This window comes from Pseudomonas sp. 7SR1, assembly GCF_900156465.1.
Taxonomy (GTDB): Bacteria; Pseudomonadota; Gammaproteobacteria; order Pseudomonadales; family Pseudomonadaceae; genus Aquipseudomonas.
Genome location: NZ_LT707064.1, coordinates 1,399,799 through 1,422,392, shown reverse-complemented (window position 1 = coordinate 1,422,392; position 22,594 = coordinate 1,399,799). Strand labels below are relative to the sequence as shown.

The following is a 22,594-nucleotide window of genomic DNA, read 5'->3' as shown; positions in this document are numbered from 1 at the left end:
CTCGATTATATAACTTTTCCTTGTATATCAAGCTGATAGCTCCTCGCTTGATTGACCAGCCAATCCCGAAAAGCACGCAAGGATGCCGATTCCACTTTTCGTTCGGGGATCATCAAGTAATACGCCTTGAGGCTCGACAGCGCGTTGGGATTGGCCACGACCAGGCGTTTTTCCGCCAGCTCGCGCTGTATGAGAAAGGGTGGAATCAAGGCTATCCCCATGTCGTGCATGGCTGCTTGGGCAAGCATGGAGAATAGTTCATAACGCGGTCCTGTCAGGTCTCGGGCGACGTTGAGGCCCTGGGCATTGAACCATTGGCGCCATGCGTATGGGCGGGTGGTTTGTTGGAGGAGCGGCAGCTCGGCGATTGCTTCCGCTGTCAGGTGAGTCTGATTACCCAGCTGAGCGGGGCTGCAAACCGGCATCGGATTTTCACCCATGAGCTTGTGGGACTCGGTACCGGACCAGTCTGCATCGCCGAAATAGATAGCCGCGTCGAATTCGGTGTCCGCAAAGAGAAATGGACGGGTGCGGTTAGTCAGGTTGACGGTGACTTCCGGGTGTTGCTGCTGGAAATCCTTCAGGCGCGGTAGTAGCCATTGAGTGCCGAATGTCGGCACTACCGCCAGCTCGATTACATTCGCGCCGGTGTGCCCCATCACCGAAAGCGTGTCGCGCTCGACTGCGTCCAGTTGGGTAGCGATCCGACGGCTATAGGAAATACCGGCTTCGGTGAGTTTGACGCCGCGGCGAGAGCGCCGGAACAGCTCCACTCCGAGGAAATCCTCCAGGCTGGCGATCTGTCGACATATGGCCCCTTGGGTAAGAGAAAGCTCTTGCGCGGCCTTGGTGAAGCTTTCATGACGTGCGGCCGCCTCGAAGCTGACCAAGGCGGCAGTGCTGGGGATCTTCCGACGCATATACGCTCACCTCACTGATGGATGTTGTAAACGAGGTCTTTGGCGTTTACGGAGTGAGAAATTAGCACAACAGCATGCGGAATCCTCGTTTGCTCTGGTAGGAAACCGCGCCTAGGATCAATCCACGATTTCTCACTCGATTGGCGAGGTTTTGTCATGGCCGTTAAAGCGAGCTTCAACTGGATCGATCCATTGTTGCTGGACCAGCAACTCACTGAAGAAGAACGCATGATTCGCGACACTGCCGAGCAGTTTGCCCAGCAGAAGCTTGCGCCGAGGGTCTTGGAGGCGTTCCGTCATGAAAAAACCGACCCGTCGATCTTTCGTGAGATGGGTGACATGGGGTTGCTCGGCGCGACGATCCCCGAGCAATACGGTGGCAGTGGGCTGAATTACGTCAGCTATGGCCTGATCGCTCGCGAAGTGGAGCGTGTCGATTCCGGTTATCGCTCGATGATGAGTGTGCAGTCCTCGCTAGTCATGGTGCCGATCAATGAGTTTGGTACCGAGGCGCAAAAGCAGAAGTATCTGCCGAAGCTGGCCTCCGGCGAGTGGATCGGTTGCTTCGGTCTGACTGAGCCAAATCACGGCTCCGACCCGGGCGCGATGATTACTCGTGCACGCAAAGTCGAAGGCGGCTACAGCCTGACGGGCAGCAAGATGTGGATTACCAACAGTCCGATCGCCGACGTATTCGTCGTATGGGGCAAGGACGACGCCGGCGATATCCGTGGTTTTGTGCTGGAGAAGGGCTGGAAGGGGCTGAGCGCGCCGGCCATTCATGGCAAGGTCGGGTTGCGAGCTTCGATCACCGGTGAAATCGTCATGGATAACGTATTCGTTCCGGAAGAGAACATCTTTCCTGATGTGCGGGGCTTGAAGGGGCCTTTCACCTGCCTCAACTCGGCGCGGTACGGGATTTCCTGGGGCGCCTTGGGGGCCGCTGAATTCTGCTGGCACACCGCTCGCCAATACACGCTGGATCGTCAGCAGTTTGGCCGTCCTCTTGCGGCTAATCAGCTGATCCAGAAGAAGCTGGCCGATATGCAGACCGAAATCACTCTTGCCTTGCAAGGCTGTCTGCGCCTGGGTCGCATGAAGGATGAGGGTACGGCTGCGGTGGAGATCACCTCGATCATGAAACGCAACTCCTGTGGCAAGTCGCTGGAGATTGCCCGCATGGCGCGGGACATGCTGGGCGGCAATGGCATATCCGATGAGTTCGGGGTCGCTCGTCATCTGGTGAATCTGGAAGTGGTGAACACTTATGAAGGTACGCACGATGTTCACGCTCTGATTCTGGGGCGTGCGCAAACCGGTATCCAGGCGTTCTATTGATAAGGAGACGGCCATGGGCGCGCTTTCGCACCTGAGGGTACTGGATTTATCGAGGGTGCTGGCCGGGCCGTGGGCCGGACAGATCCTGGCGGACCTGGGGGCTGAGGTTATCAAGGTCGAACGCCCCGGCAATGGCGACGATACGCGTGCCTGGGGGCCGCCCTTCTTGAAGGATGCGAATGGCGAGAATACGACCGAGGCGGCTTATTACCTGTCCGCCAATCGCAACAAGCAATCGGTCACCATCGACTTTACGCAGCCCGAGGGGCAAAAGCTCGTGCGGGAGCTTGCGGCCAAGTCCGATATTTTGATTGAAAACTTCAAGGTGGGTGGGCTTGCTGCCTATGGCCTGGATTACGATTCGCTGAAGGCAATCAACCCACGGTTGATCTACTGCTCGATTACTGGATTTGGTCAGACTGGTCCTTATGCCAAGCGTGCCGGGTATGACTTCATGATCCAGGGGTTGGGGGGGCTGATGAGCCTCACTGGGCGCCCCGAAGGCGAGGAGGGCGCGGGGCCGGTGAAGGTCGGTGTCGCGCTGACGGATATCCTGACCGGACTCTATTCCACCGCCGCCATCCTGGCGGCGTTGGCCCACCGCGATCACGCCGGTGGCGGACAGCACATCGACATGGCTCTGCTGGACGTACAGGTAGCTTGCCTGGCTAACCAGGCAATGAACTACCTCACGACAGGTCATGCGCCGAAGCGCTTGGGCAACGCTCATCCGAATATCGTGCCTTATCAGGATTTTCCTACCGCCGATGGCGATTTCATTCTCACCGTGGGCAACGATGGTCAGTTCCGCAAATTTGCCGAGGTCGCCGGCCAGCCACGCTGGGCCGACGACCCCCGTTTTGCGACAAACAAGCAGCGAGTGGCGAACAGGTCGATATTGATCCCACTGATTCGTCAGGCGACGGTATTCAAGACTACCGCCGAATGGGTCGCTCAGTTGGAGTGTGCCGGCGTCCCCTGCGGACCGATCAACGACCTGGCACAGGTGTTCGCTGATCCGCAGGTTCAGGCTCGTGGGCTGGCGATCGAGTTGCCTCACGGGTTGGGCGGTAAGGTGCCACAGGTCGCCAGTCCGATTCGGCTGTCCGAGACGCCAGTGGAATACCGAAGCGCGCCTCCTTTATTAGGCGAGCATACGCTTGAGGTGCTGCGACGAGTGTTGGGGTTGGATGAGGCGGCGGTGGCGGCCTTTAGAGAAGCCGGTGTCGTTTGACTTCTCTTCTATTATAAGAAGGTGGTTTGGGATGCGTTTTCGCTCGCTGTTGCAACGCCTTGATTAAAAAAGAAAATAAAGGTTGACGGCAGATTCTGAGTCTCTATAATTCGCCCCACTTCCGGCGCAGTCGAAACGGAAAACTTCTTGAGATTCAATAAGTTATGAAGTTTTCGGGTGTGCAGGACTTCAAATCATCGAAGTCCGGAAGGGGTCGACAGGGTTGCAGTCAAGTCCCGTCGGCACTTCGATCTTCGCGATCGAAGACGCTGGAAAAGAGGTGTTGACAGCAGCGGCTAACGCTGTAGAATTCGCCTCCCGCTGACGAGAGATCGAAAGCGCAAGTGGTTGAAGTTGCAAAGGAAACTTTGAAAACTTCTGAAAATAACCACTTGACAGATGTACGGGGCGCTGTAGAATGCGCGCCTCGGTTGAGACGAAAGGCTCAACCCACCGCTCTTTAACAACTGAATCAAGCAATTCGTGTGGGTGCTTGTGGAGTCAGACTGCTAGTCAACAGATTATCAGCATCACAAGTTACTCCGCGAGAAATCAAAGATGTAACCAACGATTGCTGAGCCAAGTTTAGGGTTTTCTCAAAACCCAAAGATGTTTGAACTGAAGAGTTTGATCATGGCTCAGATTGAACGCTGGCGGCAGGCCTAACACATGCAAGTCGAGCGGTAGAGAGGTGCTTGCACTTCTTGAGAGCGGCGGACGGGTGAGTAATGCCTAGGAATCTGCCTGGTAGTGGGGGATAACGCTCGGAAACGGACGCTAATACCGCATACGTCCTACGGGAGAAAGCAGGGGACCTTCGGGCCTTGCGCTATCAGATGAGCCTAGGTCGGATTAGCTAGTTGGTGAGGTAATGGCTCACCAAGGCGACGATCCGTAACTGGTCTGAGAGGATGATCAGTCACACTGGAACTGAGACACGGTCCAGACTCCTACGGGAGGCAGCAGTGGGGAATATTGGACAATGGGCGAAAGCCTGATCCAGCCATGCCGCGTGTGTGAAGAAGGTCTTCGGATTGTAAAGCACTTTAAGTTGGGAGGAAGGGCAGTTACCTAATACGTAATTGTTTTGACGTTACCGACAGAATAAGCACCGGCTAACTCTGTGCCAGCAGCCGCGGTAATACAGAGGGTGCAAGCGTTAATCGGAATTACTGGGCGTAAAGCGCGCGTAGGTGGTTCGTTAAGTTGGATGTGAAAGCCCCGGGCTCAACCTGGGAACTGCATTCAAAACTGTCGAGCTAGAGTATGGTAGAGGGTGGTGGAATTTCCTGTGTAGCGGTGAAATGCGTAGATATAGGAAGGAACACCAGTGGCGAAGGCGACCACCTGGACTGATACTGACACTGAGGTGCGAAAGCGTGGGGAGCAAACAGGATTAGATACCCTGGTAGTCCACGCCGTAAACGATGTCAACTAGCCGTTGGGAGCCTTGAGCTCTTAGTGGCGCAGCTAACGCATTAAGTTGACCGCCTGGGGAGTACGGCCGCAAGGTTAAAACTCAAATGAATTGACGGGGGCCCGCACAAGCGGTGGAGCATGTGGTTTAATTCGAAGCAACGCGAAGAACCTTACCAGGCCTTGACATCCAATGAACTTTCCAGAGATGGATTGGTGCCTTCGGGAGCATTGAGACAGGTGCTGCATGGCTGTCGTCAGCTCGTGTCGTGAGATGTTGGGTTAAGTCCCGTAACGAGCGCAACCCTTGTCCTTAGTTACCAGCACGTAATGGTGGGCACTCTAAGGAGACTGCCGGTGACAAACCGGAGGAAGGTGGGGATGACGTCAAGTCATCATGGCCCTTACGGCCTGGGCTACACACGTGCTACAATGGTCGGTACAGAGGGTTGCCAAGCCGCGAGGTGGAGCTAATCCCACAAAACCGATCGTAGTCCGGATCGCAGTCTGCAACTCGACTGCGTGAAGTCGGAATCGCTAGTAATCGCGAATCAGAATGTCGCGGTGAATACGTTCCCGGGCCTTGTACACACCGCCCGTCACACCATGGGAGTGGGTTGCACCAGAAGTAGCTAGTCTAACCTTCGGGGGGACGGTTACCACGGTGTGATTCATGACTGGGGTGAAGTCGTAACAAGGTAGCCGTAGGGGAACCTGCGGCTGGATCACCTCCTTAATCGACGACAGCAGCTGCTGCATGAGCTCCCACACGAATTGCTTGATTCATTGAAGAAGACGATTGGGTCTGTAGCTCAGTTGGTTAGAGCGCACCCCTGATAAGGGTGAGGTCGGCAGTTCGAATCTGCCCAGACCCACCAATTTCATGGTGTACCCTGTAGCGATACGGGGCCATAGCTCAGCTGGGAGAGCGCCTGCCTTGCACGCAGGAGGTCAGCGGTTCGATCCCGCTTGGCTCCACCATTACCGATTGGCACCAACGTTTAAAGCTTAGAAATGAGCATTCCACCGAACGGTGATGAATGTTGATTTCTAGTCTTTTGATTAGATCGTTCTTTAAAAATTTGGGTATGTGATAGAAAGATAGACTGGACGTTACTTTCACTGGTAACGGTTCAGGCTAAGGTAAAATTTGTGAGTTGCTCGTAGAGCAAGCGTACGAATTTTCGGCGAATGTCGTCTTCACAGTATAACCAGATTGCTTGGGGTTATATGGTCAAGTGAAGAAGCGCATACGGTGGATGCCTTGGCAGTCAGAGGCGATGAAAGACGTGGTAGCCTGCGAAAAGCTTCGGGGAGTCGGCAAACAGACTGTGATCCGGAGATGTCTGAATGGGGGAACCCAGCCATCACAAGATGGTTATCTTGCACTGAATACATAGGTGCAAGAGGCGAACCAGGGGAACTGAAACATCTAAGTACCCTGAGGAAAAGAAATCAACCGAGATTCCCTTAGTAGTGGCGAGCGAACGGGGACTAGCCCTTAAGCTTCTTTGATTTTAGCGGAACGCTCTGGAAAGTGCGGCCATAGTGGGTGATAGCCCTGTACGCGAAAGGATCTTAGAAGTGAAATCGAGTAGGACGGAGCACGAGAAACTTTGTCTGAATATGGGGGGACCATCCTCCAAGGCTAAATACTACTGACTGACCGATAGTGAACTAGTACCGTGAGGGAAAGGCGAAAAGAACCCCGGAGAGGGGAGTGAAATAGATCCTGAAACCGTATGCGTACAAGCAGTGGGAGCCCACTTTGTTGGGTGACTGCGTACCTTTTGTATAATGGGTCAGCGACTTATTTTCAGTGGCGAGCTTAACCGAATAGGGGAGGCGTAGCGAAAGCGAGTCTTAATAGGGCGTCTAGTCGCTGGGAATAGACCCGAAACCGGGCGATCTATCCATGGGCAGGTTGAAGGTTAGGTAACACTGACTGGAGGACCGAACCGACTACCGTTGAAAAGTTAGCGGATGACCTGTGGATCGGAGTGAAAGGCTAATCAAGCTCGGAGATAGCTGGTTCTCCTCGAAAGCTATTTAGGTAGCGCCTCATGTATCACTGTAGGGGGTAGAGCACTGTTTCGGCTAGGGGGTCATCCCGACTTACCAAACCGATGCAAACTCCGAATACCTACAAGTGCCGAGCATGGGAGACACACGGCGGGTGCTAACGTCCGTCGTGAAAAGGGAAACAACCCAGACCGTCAGCTAAGGTCCCAAAGTTATGGTTAAGTGGGAAACGATGTGGGAAGGCTTAGACAGCTAGGAGGTTGGCTTAGAAGCAGCCACCCTTTAAAGAAAGCGTAATAGCTCACTAGTCGAGTCGGCCTGCGCGGAAGATGTAACGGGGCTCAAACCATACACCGAAGCTACGGGTATCACGTAAGTGATGCGGTAGAGGAGCGTTCTGTAAGCCTGTGAAGGTGAGTTGAGAAGCTTGCTGGAGGTATCAGAAGTGCGAATGCTGACATGAGTAACGACAATGGGTGTGAAAAACACCCACGCCGAAAGACCAAGGTTTCCTGCGCAACGTTAATCGACGCAGGGTTAGTCGGTCCCTAAGGCGAGGCTGAAAAGCGTAGTCGATGGAAAACAGGTTAATATTCCTGTACTTCTGGTTATTGCGATGGAGGGACGGAGAAGGCTAGGCCAGCTTGGCGTTGGTTGTCCAAGTTTAAGGTGGTAGGCTGAAATCTTAGGTAAATCCGGGGTTTCAAGGCCGAGAGCTGATGACGAGTTACCCTCTGGGTGACGAAGTGGTTGATGCCATGCTTCCAAGAAAAGCTTCTAAGCTTCAGATAACCAGGAACCGTACCCCAAACCGACACAGGTGGTTGGGTAGAGAATACCAAGGCGCTTGAGAGAACTCGGGTGAAGGAACTAGGCAAAATGGCACCGTAACTTCGGGAGAAGGTGCGCCGGTGAGGGTGAAGCACTTGCTGCGTAAGCCCACGCCGGTCGAAGATACCAGGCCGCTGCGACTGTTTATTAAAAACACAGCACTCTGCAAACACGAAAGTGGACGTATAGGGTGTGACGCCTGCCCGGTGCCGGAAGGTTAATTGATGGGGTTAGCTAACGCGAAGCTCTTGATCGAAGCCCCGGTAAACGGCGGCCGTAACTATAACGGTCCTAAGGTAGCGAAATTCCTTGTCGGGTAAGTTCCGACCTGCACGAATGGCGTAACGATGGCGGCGCTGTCTCCACCCGAGACTCAGTGAAATTGAAATCGCTGTGAAGATGCAGTGTATCCGCGGCTAGACGGAAAGACCCCGTGAACCTTTACTATAGCTTTGCACTGGACTTTGAATTTGCTTGTGTAGGATAGGTGGGAGGCTTTGAAGCGTGGACGCCAGTCTGCGTGGAGCCATCCTTGAAATACCACCCTGGCAACTTTGAGGTTCTAACTCAGGTCCGTTATCCGGATCGAGGACAGTGTATGGTGGGTAGTTTGACTGGGGCGGTCTCCTCCTAAAGAGTAACGGAGGAGTACGAAGGTGCGCTCAGACCGGTCGGAAATCGGTCGTAGAGTATAAAGGCAAAAGCGCGCTTGACTGCGAGACAGACACGTCGAGCAGGTACGAAAGTAGGTCTTAGTGATCCGGTGGTTCTGTATGGAAGGGCCATCGCTCAACGGATAAAAGGTACTCCGGGGATAACAGGCTGATACCGCCCAAGAGTTCATATCGACGGCGGTGTTTGGCACCTCGATGTCGGCTCATCACATCCTGGGGCTGAAGCCGGTCCCAAGGGTATGGCTGTTCGCCATTTAAAGTGGTACGCGAGCTGGGTTTAGAACGTCGTGAGACAGTTCGGTCCCTATCTGCCGTGGACGTTTGAGATTTGAGAGGGGCTGCTCCTAGTACGAGAGGACCGGAGTGGACGAACCTCTGGTGTTCCGGTTGTCACGCCAGTGGCATTGCCGGGTAGCTATGTTCGGAAAAGATAACCGCTGAAAGCATCTAAGCGGGAAACTTGCCTCAAGATGAGATCTCACTGGAGCCTTGAGCTCCCTGAAGGGCCGTCGAAGACTACGACGTTGATAGGCAGGGTGTGTAAGCGCTGTGAGGCGTTGAGCTAACCTGTACTAATTGCCCGTGAGGCTTGACCATATAACACCCAAGCAATCTGTCGACTCGACAGAGACCAGATTGCGGTGTTGTGAAGACGAAACGAACCGAAAGTTCGAACGTGCTGCAGGCAACACACAAACTATCGCATACCCATTCGCTGGAACGTGACCGTAAGGCACGCGCTGGCTACCGAATTTCTTGACGACCATAGAGCGTTGGAACCACCTGATCCCATCCCGAACTCAGAAGTGAAACGATGCATCGCCGATGGTAGTGTGGGGTTTCCCCATGTGAGAGTAGGTCATCGTCAAGATTAAATTCCAAAACCCCTATCTGCTGACGCAGGTAGGGGTTTTGTTTTAGTAGAAGTTGCTGATTTTTTACCGGCACGTTGCCGTTGGACGGGCCGGTCACAGAATTTCTTGACGACCATAGAGCGTTGGAACCACCTGATCCCATCCCGAACTCAGAAGTGAAACGATGCATCGCCGATGGTAGTGTGGGGTTTCCCCATGTGAGAGTAGGTCATCGTCAAGATTGAATTCCCAAAACCCCTGTCTGCTGACGTAGACAGGGGTTTTGTCGTTTGGGCCCGGTGATCGGAGAGACGCCCGACGACCAGCAAACTCCGAGGCCGTTGCTATGCTGTGAATGTCGGGCATCGGCAAAAAAACAAGCCCGTGAGGTCTATGTGCCACTGGTCATGGGGATTCCAATAATGAAAAACCCTTATGCTCCCGGGTTCTGGTGCGCTATCGCGGCATTGGTGCTGCTTTCGGCTACTTATTTCTATGGTGTCATGCTGACTCACCAGATCGAAAAAGCACTGATTTTTTTAGACAGCGCTTCCGCCCTCATTGGCGTAATTTCCATCGCTGTCGTGGCCTGGGCATCGGTGCAAGGCCAACGCATCAAGAAGAAACACCTGGACCAAGGCAAGACCCTGGTGCTGATCTGGGATACCAAGGTAGCGTTACGGCGGGTCGAAACAGTGTTCGATCGTTACTTCTGGGGCAGTTACTGGCAGCCAGGCCGTACATTCCAGGAGGTCATGGGGGAACTCACCGGCACCCCGCTGGAAAAAAGTCTCGAGGCCCTGAAAGTCCAATGCGCTGCCCTGGATAAGCAAGTCGCGCAAGAAGGTTGGCATTGGCTCAACAATGCCCGTGAGTTGTGTGATGTCGCCAACGCTATGGCTCGTGAGCGTTATCAACTGGACTTCTGTGACCCTCGCGCCGAGTCATCGGGCGCTGCGGTGATCAACCGCGACTTTGAAGTGTTGGTGTACACCTGGACGGCACGGCTCAGGACTTTCGATCACCAACTCGACGAGATTGAAGTCCAATATTCGTAGACCACCTCTCAAGAATTCGCTTTTCCCCCTTTAAACATTGGGCCTCCAAGGGGCCTGATGGTAATCTCCCCCGCACTTCACGGCGTCGAGCCACCCCCTTTCGCGGGCCAGGGAAGACGGCGACTTTCAACCAATGGATATCGATCGGGTCACTCATGAATAAATCAGCAAGCGTACTCCTGGGAATCGTTGTGGTTGTCGGTGCGATCAGCGCGGGCGGCGCCTGGTACACCGGCACCAAGCTCGAAGGAGTGCTGCAGAACGCGATTGCCGACAGTAACAAGCAGATGGCGATTGCCCTGACCGGTTCCAACAGTTCGTCCTCCATTGAACTGGTTTCGCTGGAGCGAGGGATTTTCAGCAGCACCGCCCGTTATCGCCTCAAGGGTGAAGGCGAGATGTTTGGCGGCGAAGCGGTCGAGTTGCAGCTGGTAGACAATATCGAACATGGACCGCTGCCATTTTCGCGCTTGATGACACTCAAGTGGCTGCCGGTCATGGCGACCAGCCATACAGAAATCGAGCGCAACCCGCTGACCGATAAATGGTTTGCCGCCGCCAAGGATAAGTCGCCGGTCAAAGGCGTGTTCAACCTGGGTTACGATCAGTCGGTCAACGGTACCTTGGAGCTGCTGCCCCTGGACACCAAGCTGGATGAGCAATCCCATCTGATCTTCTCTGGCCTCAAGTTTGACCTGGCCGCCAGCGCCCAGGCCGAGAAGATCAAGCTCGATGGCTACATGGACAACCTCAAGCTGACCACCGTCGCAGAGGATCAAAGCCCGGTACAGGTTGAACTCAACGGGCTGACGCTCGCCAGCAACCTGAGCAAGAGTTCTTACGGCTATTACCTGGGTGAGAACGCCGTGATCCTGAGCAATACCAAGGCCATCTTCGGTGAGCAGAAGTCGGTGGTGGGCTTGAAGAATCTGGAGATGAAGAACAGCAGCACCGAGAGCGGCACCAATGCTTCGGGGCGTGCCGATTACAAAATCGGCGAGTTGTCGTTCAACGAGAAGGCTATCGGCTCGGCACACATGGCGCTGAGCCTGAAGAACCTGGACGTTCCCGCTACGATGTCACTGATGCAGCTCTATCAGACCAAGCTGCAGCCTTATGAAAAGGCCGCAGCCGAGGCCGCTGAAGCAGGCGAGCCGGCTCCAGAGCTGAACCTGACCGAGGCAGAAGAGAAGCAGGTCAAGGCTGATCTTGAAAAGATCCTGGCCGGCAGTCCTCAAGTGGCGGTGGAAAAACTGGCGTTCAGCACTCCTAACGGCGAGAGCAGCGCCAGCCTGGTCATTAACCTGGCCAAGCCTCAGTCCATGGACCTGCCACCTGACGAACTGGGGCGGCAACTGCTCGCACTGTTGGAGCTCAACGTGAAGGTGTCCAAGCCGATGCTGGCTGACCTGGCGACCGTACAGGCACGAATGGAAGGTCAGACCGACGCCAAGTTGATCGCCGATCAGGCGACGGCCACCAGCGACATGTTCAGTGCGATGGCAGTCGGCACTCAGCTGGCTACCCTGGAAGGCAATGACGTGGTGACCAGGCTGCGCTATGCCAACGATCAGGTCGACTTCAATGGCCAGAAGATGACTGTAGAGCAGTTCACCACTTTCGTGATGAATCAGGTAGGTGGCGGCGTCGCTGTTCAGTAATTCTCGCCAGCGACATCCAGAACCGGTCCGTGCATTGCGCACGGGCCGGTTTTTTTTGTCCGCTCACAAGGGGTTAGCAAATCTGACGGATTCTGAAGAATTGTTGCGTTCCGAAAAATGACCCGCATGGGGATGCAAGACTTAGCCCATTAGAGCTTGGCTGGATTCCTTTGATCCGGCTTCCTGTGTGATGGGCAAGGGGGCACTGCGACCCGGCTGGCCATGTAAGGGTGCTGACGAATGCCGCGTACCGTAGGTCCTTTTATTCAATGTGGTTTGCGCCCGTTGTTTGGCGTCGTGCTGTGCAGCCAATTGTGCTGGCCTGTACTGGGCTTTGCCGATACCGCCTATGACGAAGCGGTTCGTGACGCCCGTGCCGGTCGTCATGCGCCCGCCTTGGTTGCGTTGCGCGGGGTGCCGGTCGGCCAGGCCAGTACCGCGCAGATCAGCGATCATCTGCAGATCGCCAGCTGGGCCGGTCTGGATGCCGAAGTGGTGCAGGTTTATGAAAGCCAGGGTCGCTATCGCGATCTGCCAGTCCAGGCGCTGAGCGCTACGGCTCGGGCTTATCGTAATCTCAAACGCTGGGATCTGGCTGTCGAAGTCTATCGCCAGGCGCTGTTGAAAGATCCCCGCAACCCCGACCTGCAGCTCGGCCTGGCATTGACCCAGGCTGACGCGGGCAAGCCCGACGAAGCCGTTGCTCGTGCCAGGGCCATGGTTGCCGCCAAGCCCGAAGATCCGATGCGTCGCATGGCCCTGGGCTATGCACTGACACGTGCCGGCAATCCCCATGAGGCGCTGTTCGAATATGACCAGGCCTTCACTCGCGCCGGCAACAAGCCTGAAATCGCCCGGGAATATATCGACGCCCTGCAACGGGCTCGTCTGCCGGAGCCGGCGTTGCGCCTGGCCCGTCTGCAGCCAGGGTTGATCGAGCGTGGTGTACAGCGGCGCCTGGAAGGCGATGTGGCCGCTGAGCGGGTTCGCCTGGCGGACATGGCCACCCGCAGTGAAAAAGAGCGTTTTGTCATCGCTGATCGTGCCTTGGCCGATTACGACAAATTGCTTGCGACCTGGACGCCGGTAGCCGAGGCTCACGATGATGTGCTCCGCTGGCGTATCGACCGCATGGGCGCTCTGAACGCTCGCGCTTATCGGGCAGAGGTGATCGCCGAATACCAGAAGTTGCGCGCCGAGGGAGTGAGCATCCCCACGTATGCGTTGCGCTGGGTGGCGTCCTCCTATCTCGAGCAACGCCAGCCCGAAATCGCCGTCGATCTCTATCGTCAGGTCCTGACGGCGCCGGACGCCGATGCGGCGGATCGCTTCGAGGACAGCACGGCACTTTATTACGCCCTGCTGGAAAGCGAAAAGTCAGAGGAGGCCCGGGCCTTGGCCGAGGATCTGGCAAAGTCCCAGCGTCCGCGCGTCGAGCTCAAGGGGCTGCCCATCGGTAACCCCAACGATGAATGGATGGATGCCCAGCTGCTGGCTGCCCAGGCTGGTACCTACGGTGCGGATTATCCCTCTGCCGAAGCGAGCTTGGACACCTTGGTCAATCAGGGACCGGGCAACATCGGCTTGCGCCTGGCCCAGGCCGATCTGTACCGGGCCCGCGAATGGCCGCGACGCTCGGAAAACCTGCTCAAGGAGGTCGAGACGACCACCCCGCGCAACCGCGACCTGGAGGTCGCCCAGGCCCGCACCGCCATGGAGTTGCAGGAGTGGCGGCAACTGGATGCGCTGACTGACGATGTGGTGGCCCGCTACCCGGAGAACGCTCACGTCAAGCGCCTGCAACGCCAGCGCGAGGTGCACGACATGGCCGAGCTGCGTATCGAAGCCTACACCGGCAAGAGCTACGGTGGTGGCAACGGTGAGGCCGGCGCGGTGACCGGCAGCCGGGATTTTGGCATCGAGACCTTGCTTTATAGCCCACCCATCGACGAAGACTGGCGACTGTTCGGCGGCGCCGGCTACGCCACGGGGGATTTCGAGGAAGGGACCGGCCATCACCGCTGGCAGCGCCTTGGTGTGGAACGGCGCACCCGGGACATGACGCTGGAGGCGGAAGTCTCGAATCACGCCTACGGTTCTGGCGATAAACAGGGCGCACGCTTGGCCGTGGCCCGGGATATCGACGATCACTGGCAGTACGGCGGCAGCCTGGATTACCTCTCGGCGAACACGCCGTTGAGAGCCCTCAACAGCGGCATCCGCGCCAACGGTGGCAGTGGTTTCGTTCGCTGGCGTGCCCATGAGAGTCGTGAGTGGCGACTGACCGTCAGCCCGTCCCATTTCAGCGATGGCAACAATCGTCTCGAGGCTTTGCTGAGTGGCCGCGAAGGACTTTACAGCGCCCCTCGGCTGCAGGTGGAGCTGGGCCTGGAAGTGAGCGCCAGCCGCAACAGTGGAACCGACCAAGTCCCGTACTTCAACCCCAAGTCGGACCTGGGCGTGATGCCCACCCTGACCGCCAACCATGTTTTGCACCGCCGCTATGAGACCACCTGGAGCCAGCAGTTCCAGGTCGGCGCCGGCACCTACAGCCAGCGCGACCATGGTACGGGTGCCATGGGCCTGCTGGGCTACGGCCAGCGTTTGATCTGGAACGATGTGCTCGAGGCCGGTGCCGCGCTGAGCTGGCTCAACCGCCCCTACGACGGCGATCGCGAGAGCGATCTGCGCCTGCTTGTCGACCTCACCTATCGCTTCTAGAAGAGTTTGAAGATGCCTGTCATTTCGCGATTCATCCTTCTGCTGGGCGTCTTGCTGGTCAGCGCCTGTGCCCAGCAGGCCCCGGCCTTCACGCCCCCTTCGCAGCGCCCGCTGGCGGCCAACGAGGCGCCCTGGCCAAAGAACCACGTACTTGGCATCGCCTACCACGATGTGAACGACCGTGATCCGGACCAGGCGCTGGTGGCCGTGCGCACCGAGCGCCTGATCGAACAGTTGGCCTGGCTGCGGGAAAACAACTATCAGCCGGTCACGGTGGACCAGATCATCACAGCCCGCAACGGCGGTCCGCAGTTGCCGCCACGGGCGGTGTTACTGAGTTTCGACGACGGTTACTCCAGTTTCTACACCCGCGTGATGCCGATCCTGCGTGCCTATAACTGGCCGGCGATCCTGGCTCCGGTGGGCAGCTGGATCGATACGCCGTCGAACCAGACGGTGGACTTCGCCGGTGTGCCGCGCAAGCGTTCGGAGTTCCTCACCTGGGAGCAGATCCGCGAGGTCTCCAAGTCTGGCCTGGTGGAAATCGCCGCGCATACCGATGCCAATCACAAAGGCGTGCTTGCCAATCCGCAAGGCAACCAGCAGCCCGCGGCGACAACCCGACGCTACGATCCCGCCACCGGACGCTATGAAACCGAAGCCGACTTCCAGGCTCGCCTGCGCCAGGACGTGGCGGCGATTTCCGAAAAGATCCGCAAGGTTGCCGGCTACAATCCGCGCGTCTGGGTCTGGCCGTACGGGGAAGCGGACGGTACCGCATTGCAGGTGATTGGCGACCACGGCTATCAGATGGCCCTGACGCTGGAGGATGGCCTCGACAGCCTCTCCAACCTGATGAGCGGGCCGCGCTTCCTGGTGGCTTCCGATCCGGATGGCGCGCACTTCGCCGAAAGCATGGTTTCGGTGCAGACGATGGACCCGATGCGAGTGGTCCATGTCGACCTGGATTACGTCTATGACCCGGATCCCGTGCAACAGGAAGCCAACGTCGGCAAGTTGATCCAGCGCATCTATGACCTGGGCGCCAATACCGTGTTCCTGCAGGCTTTCGCCGACCCTAAAGGTGACGGCCTGGTGCACTCGCTGTACTTCCCCAACCGTCACCTGCCCGTACGGGCAGACTTGTTCGACCGGGTGGCATGGCAACTGAAAACCCGAGCGAACGCCAAGGTTTTCGCCTGGATGCCCGTGCTCGGTTTTGCCCTGGACTCGAAGCTGCCGCGCGTGCAGCGTTGGGACCCGGAGACTGGCAGGACCGGCATCGCCAAGGATCAGTACGTCCGCTTGTCACCCTTCGACCCGAAGGTTCGGCATGTGATCGGCGAGATCTACGAGGACATGGCGCGAATGAGTTCGGTGGACGGCGTTCTGTACCATGACGACGCGGTGTTCTCCGACTTCGAGGATGCCGGCCCCGCTGCCTTGAAGGTCTATGCCGCCAACGGCCTCTCGACCTCCATCGCAGCCCTGCGGGACGATCCGGCGGCCATGCAGCGCTGGACTCGCTTCAAGAGTCGCTACCTGATCGATTTCACCCAGGAGCTCACTGCCAAGGTCCGGGCGATCCGTGGCCCGCAGGTGCAGACGGCCCGCAATCTGTTCGCCGAGCCCATGCTCAACCCTGAAAGCGAGGCCTGGTTTGCCCAGAATCTCGACGACTTCCTTGGTGCCTACGACTGGACGGCACCGATGGCCATGCCGTTGATGGAAAAGCAGACTCGCCGGCAGTCCGGCCCCTGGCTCGAACGCCTGGTCAACACGGTCAAGGCTCGTCCCGGCGCGCTCCAGCGCACCGTGTTCGAACTGCAGGCACGGGACTGGCACAGCCAACCGGCCAAGGACATCGACGGTGAACAACTGGCCGAATGGATGGGCGTGTTGAAACGCCAGGGCGTGACCAGTTTCGGCTACTACCCGGACAACTTCATCGAAGACCAGCCCGCCGTGAAAACCGTGCGCCCTGCGCTCTCCAACAAGTGGAATCCTTGACATGCTCGACAGACTGCTCGCCCTGCTGGTGCTGGCGATTGTCCTTGGGGTACCCCTGGGCCTGATCTTCCTGGTCACCGGGCAATTTCTGATGGACTTCGTATTCTTCTACCCGCTGTTCATGTCCGGTTTATGGATTGCCGGTGGCCTGTATTTCTGGCTGCACTGGGAGCGCCACTGGCCATGGAAGGATGACACCCTGCCGCCGCCCCTGGCCGGCGAGCCGCTGATCAGCATCCTGGTTCCATGCTTCAACGAAGGCGACAACGTTGCCGATACCATCCACGCAGCGTTGGGCCAGCACTACCCGAACATCGAAGTGATCGCCATCAACGATGGCTCCAAGGACAGCACCGGCGCGGTACTGGATCAGTTGGCGACGCAAGACCCACGCCTGCGCGTGCTGCACCTGGCAGAGAATCAGGGCAAGGCCGTGGCCCTGCGCATGGGCGCCATCGCCGCGCGCAGCGAATACCTGGTGTGCATCGACGGTGACGCGCTGCTGGCGCCCAATACCTGCGCCTACCTGGTGGCGCCGATGCTGGACAATGCCCGCCTTGGCGCCGTGACCGGCAACCCGCGCATCCGCACCCGCTCCACCTTGGTGGGCCGGGTCCAGGTGGGGGAGTTTTCTTCGATCATTGGCTTGATCAAGCGAACGCAGCGGGTCTTCGGACGGATCTTCACCGTCTCCGGCGTGATCGTCGCCTTCCGGCGCACGGCCCTGCACCGGGTCGGCTATTGGAGCCCGGATATGATCACCGAGGACATCGACATCAGCTGGAAGCTGCAACTGGATCACTGGAGCATCTTCTACGAGCCCCGGGCGCTGTGCTGGATCCTGATGCCCGAAACCCTGCGCGGTCTGTGGCGGCAACGGCTGCGCTGGGCCCAGGGCGGTGCCGAGGTGCTGTTCAAGAACATTCGCGGCATCTGGCAATACCGGCATCGTTACCTGTGGCCGCTGCTGTTCGAATATTGCCTGTCCACCGGGTGGGCGTTCACCTTCCTGCTGTCGGTGGTTTTCTGGGGCGCCGGCAAATTCGTCGAGATGCCGGCGGCCATCGCCGTGGACCACCTGATGCCGCCGGCCTTCACCGGACTGTTGCTGGCGGTGGTGTGCCTGATGCAGTTCGCCGTGAGCATCCTGATCGATCGCCGCTACGAAAAAGGCCTGTGGCACATCATGTTCTGGGTGGTCTGGTATCCACTGGTGTTCTGGCTGATCAGCCTGTTCACGACCCTGGTGAGCTTTCCCAAAGTATTGTTCGGACAGCATCAGAAGCGTGCGCGCTGGATCAGTCCGGACCGCGGCATCAAACCGTTCGGTGAGCAAGAAGAGGAAGTGATCCGATGAAAATTATCAGGACCCGCCAGCGACCTTTTCTGGTCATCATCGATGTGTGTTTTACCGTGCTTGCGTGGATCGGACTGCTGTACCTGCTGATCAACGGGTTATGGCCGCTATTCGACGGCCACGCAGGCCCACGCCTGGGAGGCGCGTGGCTGGAAACCCTCGGGACGCTGCAGATCTACGGTTGGGTGGCGCTGGTCAATGCGCTGATCCTGATTGGCTGGGCACGTTACCAGCAGCGCAAGAGCGGCCGTTTCGCCCAGCGCCGGCTACCGGCGCCGGTGGTGGACGATCGACGCCTGAGCGAGAGTTTCAAATTGACCGATGAGCGCCTGGACACCCTGCGCCAGCCTGGTTCGAAGATCATTCATAACAACCAGGACGGCGACATCAGCCATGTCGTGCCGCATTTCCATGTGCTCCCCAAGGAACTGCAACCGCCGCCTTTGGCGCCGCTGGAGCATTCGGGAGTGATCCATCTGGCTGATCATCCCGCGTAGGGGTTGGTATCGCCTTCGCAGGCAAGCCCGCTCCAAGGATGGGGCAATGCAGCACAAGGCACGAACGTCACGGTTTGCTGCGCCGGTCGGCTCAAAGCGTCGAGAAGTCACGAATAAGTCGCCACGCCTCGTCTACCGGCAATGGTTGCTTCATGCGCTGGGCCAACGCCGCCATGGCCCGGCCTTCATCACAGGCCACTGCGGCGGCGACGACGCCGTTCTTGCCCAACAGGCCGATGAAGGGCGGATGTTCAGGCGTGCCTTTGAATTGCACCTCGTCCCACTGCTCGGCATGGCCGAGGTAGTCGTAGCGTTTGCCGAAGTGATAGGTCCAGAAAAACGGTACATCCAGGTAGTGTTCATCCCCGCCGAGCATGTTCGCGGCGGCGATGCGCGCCTGTTGCTGGGCCAGGCGCCAGTGTTCGATGCGTCGGGGCTGGCCGTCGAGGGGAAAGGTCGCGATGTCGCCGACGGCCCATACCCCATCGGTCACGCGCATGCCCGCGTCGACCCTCACAGACTGGTCCTTTTCCCTGGGCAGTTCAATGAACGGCTCGGTGGCCGGACGCACGCCGATACCGACAATCACCAGGTCCGCTGCAAAGCGCTGGCCGTTATCCAGCACCACGGCTTCCACCTGGCCGCGGCCTTCGATCCGCGCCGCTTCGCCATCGGTGTGATACACCACGCCATTGGCCCGATGGCGGGCCAGGATCGCCTGACCGACGCTCTCGCCCAACTGCTTGGCGAACGGTACGGGATGGCGAGCCAGCACGGTGACGCTCAGCTCGCGCTTGCGCAGCGATGAGGCAACCTCCATGGCAATGAAACTGTCGCCGATGATCACCGCTCGTTGACCCGCTCGGGCGTTCTCAAGGATTTGCCGGGTATGTTCCAGGTTGCGCAATACGAACACCTGCGGCAGATCGATGCCCGGCAGATCCGGAATCCTGGGGGAGCCGCCGGTGGCGATCAGCACGGCGTCGTATTCCAGCCACCGGTCATCGGCGAGCCTGATCCGGCGGGAGTCGCAATCCAGGCCAGTGACTTCGCCCTGGATCCGTTCGATACGTTGCTGGATGAAATAAGTGTCATCGCGCAGCGGTGGCGTTTCGTCGACGCTCATGTCGCCGGCCAGGACATATTTGCTCAGCACGGTGCGGTCATATCCGGCCCCCGCTTCACGGTCGATCATCTGGATGCGGCCGCCGAAGCCTTTCTCCCGCAACGCCGCCGCGCAAGCCGTACCGGCGGCACCGGCGCCGATGATGACAAAGGTGCGTGAGTCGTCGGCCGGCGGGATTTTCTCGGCCGGCAACGGTTGATCATCGACCCAGACCTCGTCGCCTTTCACTTCGACGTGATAGCGCGCCAGGCTATCGAAGGCCGGCGGTTCGCACAGGGCGCCGTCTTCTGCCCGGAACGCCGCCTTGTGCCAGGGACAGATCAGCCTTCCATGACACACCGCGCCCTTGGCCAAGGGCGCCCCGGCGTGTGGGCATCTGCCCTGGAAAGCACGTACCTGGTCGCCTGCGCGCAGCAGCAGGATGGTCGAGTCGTTGATCTTCACTTCGAGGCCGCGGTCCTCGCGCACATCCGCGAAGCGGGCGACTTGATGCACAGGCATGGTCGGTCTCCGGCAGGCGTTTCCCATTAGAACCGAAGGACCGGAACGAGGTTCAGCGTAATTGTCACTGCAACCCGGCGGGCGCTGCGGCTATAGTTCGCAAGCCGTCCATGGCCTGAACCGCATAAGGTGCCCGGTATGACTCGATTGACCTCACTTGCTCCCTGGCTGGCCGCCGTTGCCCTCGTGTTGTGCGCACAGGCAACCGTCCAGGCGCAGGAGCGCTTCACCCTCAGCATTCCCGGTGTGTCGGACGACCGCCTCTTCACCGCAGCGGCCGCCAGCGATGCGAACAATTGCGGCGGCAAGAACGTTTCCCCGGCCCTGAGCTGGAACGCCGGCCCGCCCGGCACCCTCAGCTACGCCATCGTCATGCATGATCCGGATGGTCAGAAAGGCCAGGGCGTCGACCATTGGGTGCATTACGGCATCAAGGCCTCCACGCGGCAGATTCCGGCAGGCGTGGGTGCCAAGTCGGCGCTGGAAGGCGTGAGCGGCACCAACAGCAAGAATACCCATGGCTATATCGGCCCTTGTCCACCTGTCGGTGACAGCGCCCACCATTACCTGATCCAGATCTACGCCCTGGACTTGCCACCCGAAGCGCTGCCTGCCGGCCTGACCCGTGCCCAATTGATGGAAAAGATCAAAGGCCATGTGTTGCGCAACAGCAGCGTGGTGCGTCGTTACCACCGCTGATCCGGAACGCCCCCGTCATTCGTGGCGGGAAGGCCGATATTCCCCGGGCCGCCAGGCGGCCCTCATCACAAAATTGGCATCAGGCGGCAAAAGCGAGCACTATCGAGCCCCTGATCACTGCCGGAGATGGCGATGACGCAGAAACCCGACGGCATCGCCCGCCTGAAGAACTGCCCCACCAAGGGCGACGAAATACGCCAGGCCATCGCGCGCAGTCGCAAGGATTACCTGCCTGAAGATGAGGCCGAAGACGCCGAGCCAGGTCAACCACCGGTTCGACCCATGGACAACCGGGGCGACGACTGAACGGTCGTCCTCACTCAACTTTCTGCTATCTGCCTATGACTGCCACAACTCATCTACCAGGCGACCGATTCAGCCGGTCCGACTACAAGACCCTGGGCCTGGCCGCCCTCGGCGGCGCGCTGGAGATCTATGATTTCATCATTTTCGTCTTCTTCGCCCTGACGCTCAGCCAGCTGTTCTTCCCCCCGGAAATGCCCGAATGGTTGCGCTTGCTGCAAAGCTTCGGAATCTTTGCCACCGGCTATCTGGCTCGCCCCTTGGGCGGCATTCTCATGGCGCATTTTGCCGATCGCCTGGGACGCAAGCGGGTGTTCAGCCTGAGCATCCTGATGATGGCCTTGCCGTGCCTGCTCATCGGTGTGATGCCGACCTACGCGCAAATCGGTTATTTCGCGCCGTTGCTGTTACTGGCGTTGCGCATCCTGCAAGGGGCGGCGGTAGGGGGCGAGGTGCCGAGTGCCTGGGTGTTCGTGGCCGAACACGCACCGCCGCGACACCGAGGCTACGCCCTGGGCTTCCTCCAGGCCGGCCTGACGTTCGGCTACTTGTTGGGCGCCTTGACCGCCACGGCGCTGGCACGGCTGTTCACTCCTGAGGAAATTCTCGACTATGCCTGGCGGCTGCCTTTCCTGCTGGGTGGCGTCTTTGGTGTGATCGGAGTCTGGCTGCGTCGCTGGCTGAGCGAAACACCGATTTTCATGGCCCTGCAAGCCAACCGTGAAGGCGCGGCGGAACTGCCCCTGCGCACCGTGCTGCGCGACTATCGCCACGCCTTGTTGCCTGCCGCCATCCTTACATGCGTGCTGACCTCCGCCGTGGTGGTGTTCGTGGTCATCACCCCGACCGTCATGCAGAAGAGCTTCGGCATGACTCCTGGCCAGACGTTCGCCCTGAGTAGCCTGGGCATCGTTTTCCTGAACATCGGCTGCGTCCTCGCCGGCCTTATCGTCGACCGCATCGGCGCCTGGCGCGCGGTCATGCTCTACAGTCTGCTGCTGCCGCTGGGCATTGCGCTGCTCTACGCCAGCCTGATCGGCGGCGGTGCCTGGCTGGGCCTGGCCTACGCTGTGGCAGGCCTGTGCTGTGGCGTGGTGGGGGCGGTGCCTTCGGTGATGGTCAACCTGTTCCCGGCCAGGATCCGTGTGTCCGGCATCTCGTTCACCTACAACATCGCCTATGCGCTATGGGCCAGCATGACGCCGTTGCTGCTGATTGCGCTGGTGCCCTGGAGCCCATGGGTGTGTGTGGCCTATTGCGGGGTCATGGGCGCGGTGGGGGTGGGTGCGGCGGCGTATTTTTCGGGGCGGGCCACGAAGTCGGCGCTATCGCCGTTGGTGTGTGAGTCCTAGGTTTGCGCGACGACGCCCTG

At 58.6% G+C, this 22,594-nt stretch carries 13 protein-coding genes, 2 tRNA genes and 4 rRNA genes; 17 read left to right on the top strand and 2 right to left on the bottom strand.

Features of this window, described 5'->3' with window-relative positions:
- Positions 1 to 5: 5 nt before the first annotated feature.
- Positions 6 to 920, bottom strand: a complete 915-nt coding sequence (locus BW992_RS06390; protein ID WP_072459685.1) for a LysR family transcriptional regulator — start codon at positions 918 to 920, stop codon at positions 6 to 8.
- A 156-nt stretch (positions 921 to 1,076) separates the two neighbouring features.
- On the opposite strand from BW992_RS06390, the gene BW992_RS06385 reads away from it, so the two are divergent.
- From BW992_RS06385 to pgaD, 14 genes are all read left to right on the top strand, one after another.
- Positions 1,077 to 2,258: an acyl-CoA dehydrogenase gene (locus tag BW992_RS06385; protein ID WP_076405803.1), complete on the top strand. Its 1,182-nt coding sequence runs from the start codon at positions 1,077 to 1,079 to the stop codon at positions 2,256 to 2,258.
- Positions 2,259 to 2,271: 13 nt separating this feature from the next.
- Complete coding sequence (locus BW992_RS06380; RefSeq protein ID WP_076405801.1) at positions 2,272 to 3,492, top strand: CaiB/BaiF CoA transferase family protein; 1,221 nt, start codon at positions 2,272 to 2,274, stop codon at positions 3,490 to 3,492.
- A gap of 615 nt (positions 3,493 to 4,107) precedes the next feature.
- Positions 4,108 to 5,644 (top strand): 16S ribosomal RNA (locus tag BW992_RS06370).
- A 65-nt stretch (positions 5,645 to 5,709) separates the two neighbouring features.
- Positions 5,710 to 5,786, top strand: a tRNA-Ile gene (locus BW992_RS06365).
- Between the two features lie 27 nt (positions 5,787 to 5,813).
- A tRNA-Ala gene (locus BW992_RS06360) sits at positions 5,814 to 5,889 on the top strand.
- Positions 5,890 to 6,140: 251 nt separating this feature from the next.
- Positions 6,141 to 9,032: ribosomal RNA gene (locus BW992_RS06355) — 23S ribosomal RNA — on the top strand.
- A 158-nt stretch (positions 9,033 to 9,190) separates the two neighbouring features.
- Positions 9,191 to 9,306 (top strand): 5S ribosomal RNA (rrf, locus tag BW992_RS06350).
- Between the two features lie 108 nt (positions 9,307 to 9,414).
- A 5S ribosomal RNA gene (rrf, locus tag BW992_RS06345) occupies positions 9,415 to 9,530 on the top strand.
- The 16S, 23S and 5S rRNA genes sit together here with 2 tRNA genes alongside, the layout of an rRNA operon.
- 181 nt (positions 9,531 to 9,711) lie before the next feature.
- Positions 9,712 to 10,347 (top strand): NADH:ubiquinone oxidoreductase subunit N, encoded by a 636-nt coding sequence (locus tag BW992_RS06340; protein ID WP_072398950.1) that lies wholly within the window; start codon positions 9,712 to 9,714, stop codon positions 10,345 to 10,347.
- 155 nt (positions 10,348 to 10,502) lie between these two features.
- Positions 10,503 to 12,008, top strand: coding sequence for a YdgA family protein (locus BW992_RS06335; protein ID WP_076405799.1), 1,506 nt, complete (start codon positions 10,503 to 10,505; stop codon positions 12,006 to 12,008).
- A gap of 240 nt (positions 12,009 to 12,248) precedes the next feature.
- Complete coding sequence (pgaA, locus tag BW992_RS06330; RefSeq protein WP_076405797.1) at positions 12,249 to 14,729, top strand: poly-beta-1,6 N-acetyl-D-glucosamine export porin PgaA; 2,481 nt, start codon at positions 12,249 to 12,251, stop codon at positions 14,727 to 14,729.
- Between the two features lie 12 nt (positions 14,730 to 14,741).
- Positions 14,742 to 16,739, top strand: a complete 1,998-nt coding sequence (pgaB, locus tag BW992_RS06325; RefSeq protein ID WP_076405795.1) for a poly-beta-1,6-N-acetyl-D-glucosamine N-deacetylase PgaB — start codon at positions 14,742 to 14,744, stop codon at positions 16,737 to 16,739.
- A gap of 1 nt (position 16,740) precedes the next feature.
- On the top strand, positions 16,741 to 18,096 hold the full coding sequence (pgaC, locus tag BW992_RS06320; RefSeq protein WP_072398954.1) for a poly-beta-1,6-N-acetyl-D-glucosamine synthase: 1,356 nt from the start codon (positions 16,741 to 16,743) through the stop codon (positions 18,094 to 18,096).
- Positions 18,093 to 18,593: a poly-beta-1,6-N-acetyl-D-glucosamine biosynthesis protein PgaD gene (pgaD, locus tag BW992_RS06315; protein WP_072398955.1), complete on the top strand. Its 501-nt coding sequence runs from the start codon at positions 18,093 to 18,095 to the stop codon at positions 18,591 to 18,593. The genes pgaC and pgaD overlap by 4 nt, the downstream gene beginning before the upstream one ends.
- A 91-nt stretch (positions 18,594 to 18,684) precedes the next feature.
- On the opposite strand, the gene BW992_RS06310 is transcribed toward pgaD, so the two are convergent.
- Complete coding sequence (locus BW992_RS06310) at positions 18,685 to 20,220, bottom strand: FAD-dependent oxidoreductase (protein WP_076405793.1); 1,536 nt, start codon at positions 20,218 to 20,220, stop codon at positions 18,685 to 18,687.
- Positions 20,221 to 20,358: 138 nt separating this feature from the next.
- Here BW992_RS06310 and BW992_RS06305 point away from each other — a divergent pair, with 138 nt between their 5' ends.
- The 3 genes from BW992_RS06305 (at position 20,359) to BW992_RS06300 (ending at position 22,574) form a co-directional block, all read left to right on the top strand.
- On the top strand, positions 20,359 to 20,919 hold the full coding sequence (locus BW992_RS06305; protein WP_072398957.1) for a YbhB/YbcL family Raf kinase inhibitor-like protein: 561 nt from the start codon (positions 20,359 to 20,361) through the stop codon (positions 20,917 to 20,919).
- A gap of 132 nt (positions 20,920 to 21,051) precedes the next feature.
- Positions 21,052 to 21,225: a hypothetical protein gene (locus tag BW992_RS27055; protein ID WP_168199064.1), complete on the top strand. Its 174-nt coding sequence runs from the start codon at positions 21,052 to 21,054 to the stop codon at positions 21,223 to 21,225.
- 35 nt (positions 21,226 to 21,260) lie between these two features.
- Complete coding sequence (locus BW992_RS06300; protein ID WP_076405791.1) at positions 21,261 to 22,574, top strand: MFS transporter; 1,314 nt, start codon at positions 21,261 to 21,263, stop codon at positions 22,572 to 22,574.
- Positions 22,575 to 22,594: the final 20 nt, after the last annotated feature.

What these genes read in the sequence shown, in the direction of transcription:
- BW992_RS06390 (WP_072459685.1), bottom strand. Translation starts at nt 920, where the DNA reads ATGCGTCGGAAGATCCCCAGCACTGCCGCCTTGGTCAGCTTCGAGGCG.
- BW992_RS06385 (WP_076405803.1), top strand. Translation starts at nt 1,077, where the DNA reads ATGGCCGTTAAAGCGAGCTTCAACTGGATCGATCCATTGTTGCTGGAC.
- BW992_RS06380 (WP_076405801.1), top strand. Translation starts at nt 2,272, where the DNA reads ATGGGCGCGCTTTCGCACCTGAGGGTACTGGATTTATCGAGGGTGCTG.
- BW992_RS06340 (WP_072398950.1), top strand. Translation starts at nt 9,712, where the DNA reads ATGAAAAACCCTTATGCTCCCGGGTTCTGGTGCGCTATCGCGGCATTG.
- BW992_RS06335 (WP_076405799.1), top strand. Translation starts at nt 10,503, where the DNA reads ATGAATAAATCAGCAAGCGTACTCCTGGGAATCGTTGTGGTTGTCGGT.
- pgaA (WP_076405797.1), top strand. Translation starts at nt 12,249, where the DNA reads ATGCCGCGTACCGTAGGTCCTTTTATTCAATGTGGTTTGCGCCCGTTG.
- pgaB (WP_076405795.1), top strand. Translation starts at nt 14,742, where the DNA reads ATGCCTGTCATTTCGCGATTCATCCTTCTGCTGGGCGTCTTGCTGGTC.
- pgaC (WP_072398954.1), top strand. Translation starts at nt 16,741, where the DNA reads ATGCTCGACAGACTGCTCGCCCTGCTGGTGCTGGCGATTGTCCTTGGG.
- pgaD (WP_072398955.1), top strand. Translation starts at nt 18,093, where the DNA reads ATGAAAATTATCAGGACCCGCCAGCGACCTTTTCTGGTCATCATCGAT.
- BW992_RS06310 (WP_076405793.1), bottom strand. Translation starts at nt 20,220, where the DNA reads ATGCCTGTGCATCAAGTCGCCCGCTTCGCGGATGTGCGCGAGGACCGC.
- BW992_RS06305 (WP_072398957.1), top strand. Translation starts at nt 20,359, where the DNA reads ATGACTCGATTGACCTCACTTGCTCCCTGGCTGGCCGCCGTTGCCCTC.
- BW992_RS27055 (WP_168199064.1), top strand. Translation starts at nt 21,052, where the DNA reads ATGACGCAGAAACCCGACGGCATCGCCCGCCTGAAGAACTGCCCCACC.
- BW992_RS06300 (WP_076405791.1), top strand. Translation starts at nt 21,261, where the DNA reads ATGACTGCCACAACTCATCTACCAGGCGACCGATTCAGCCGGTCCGAC.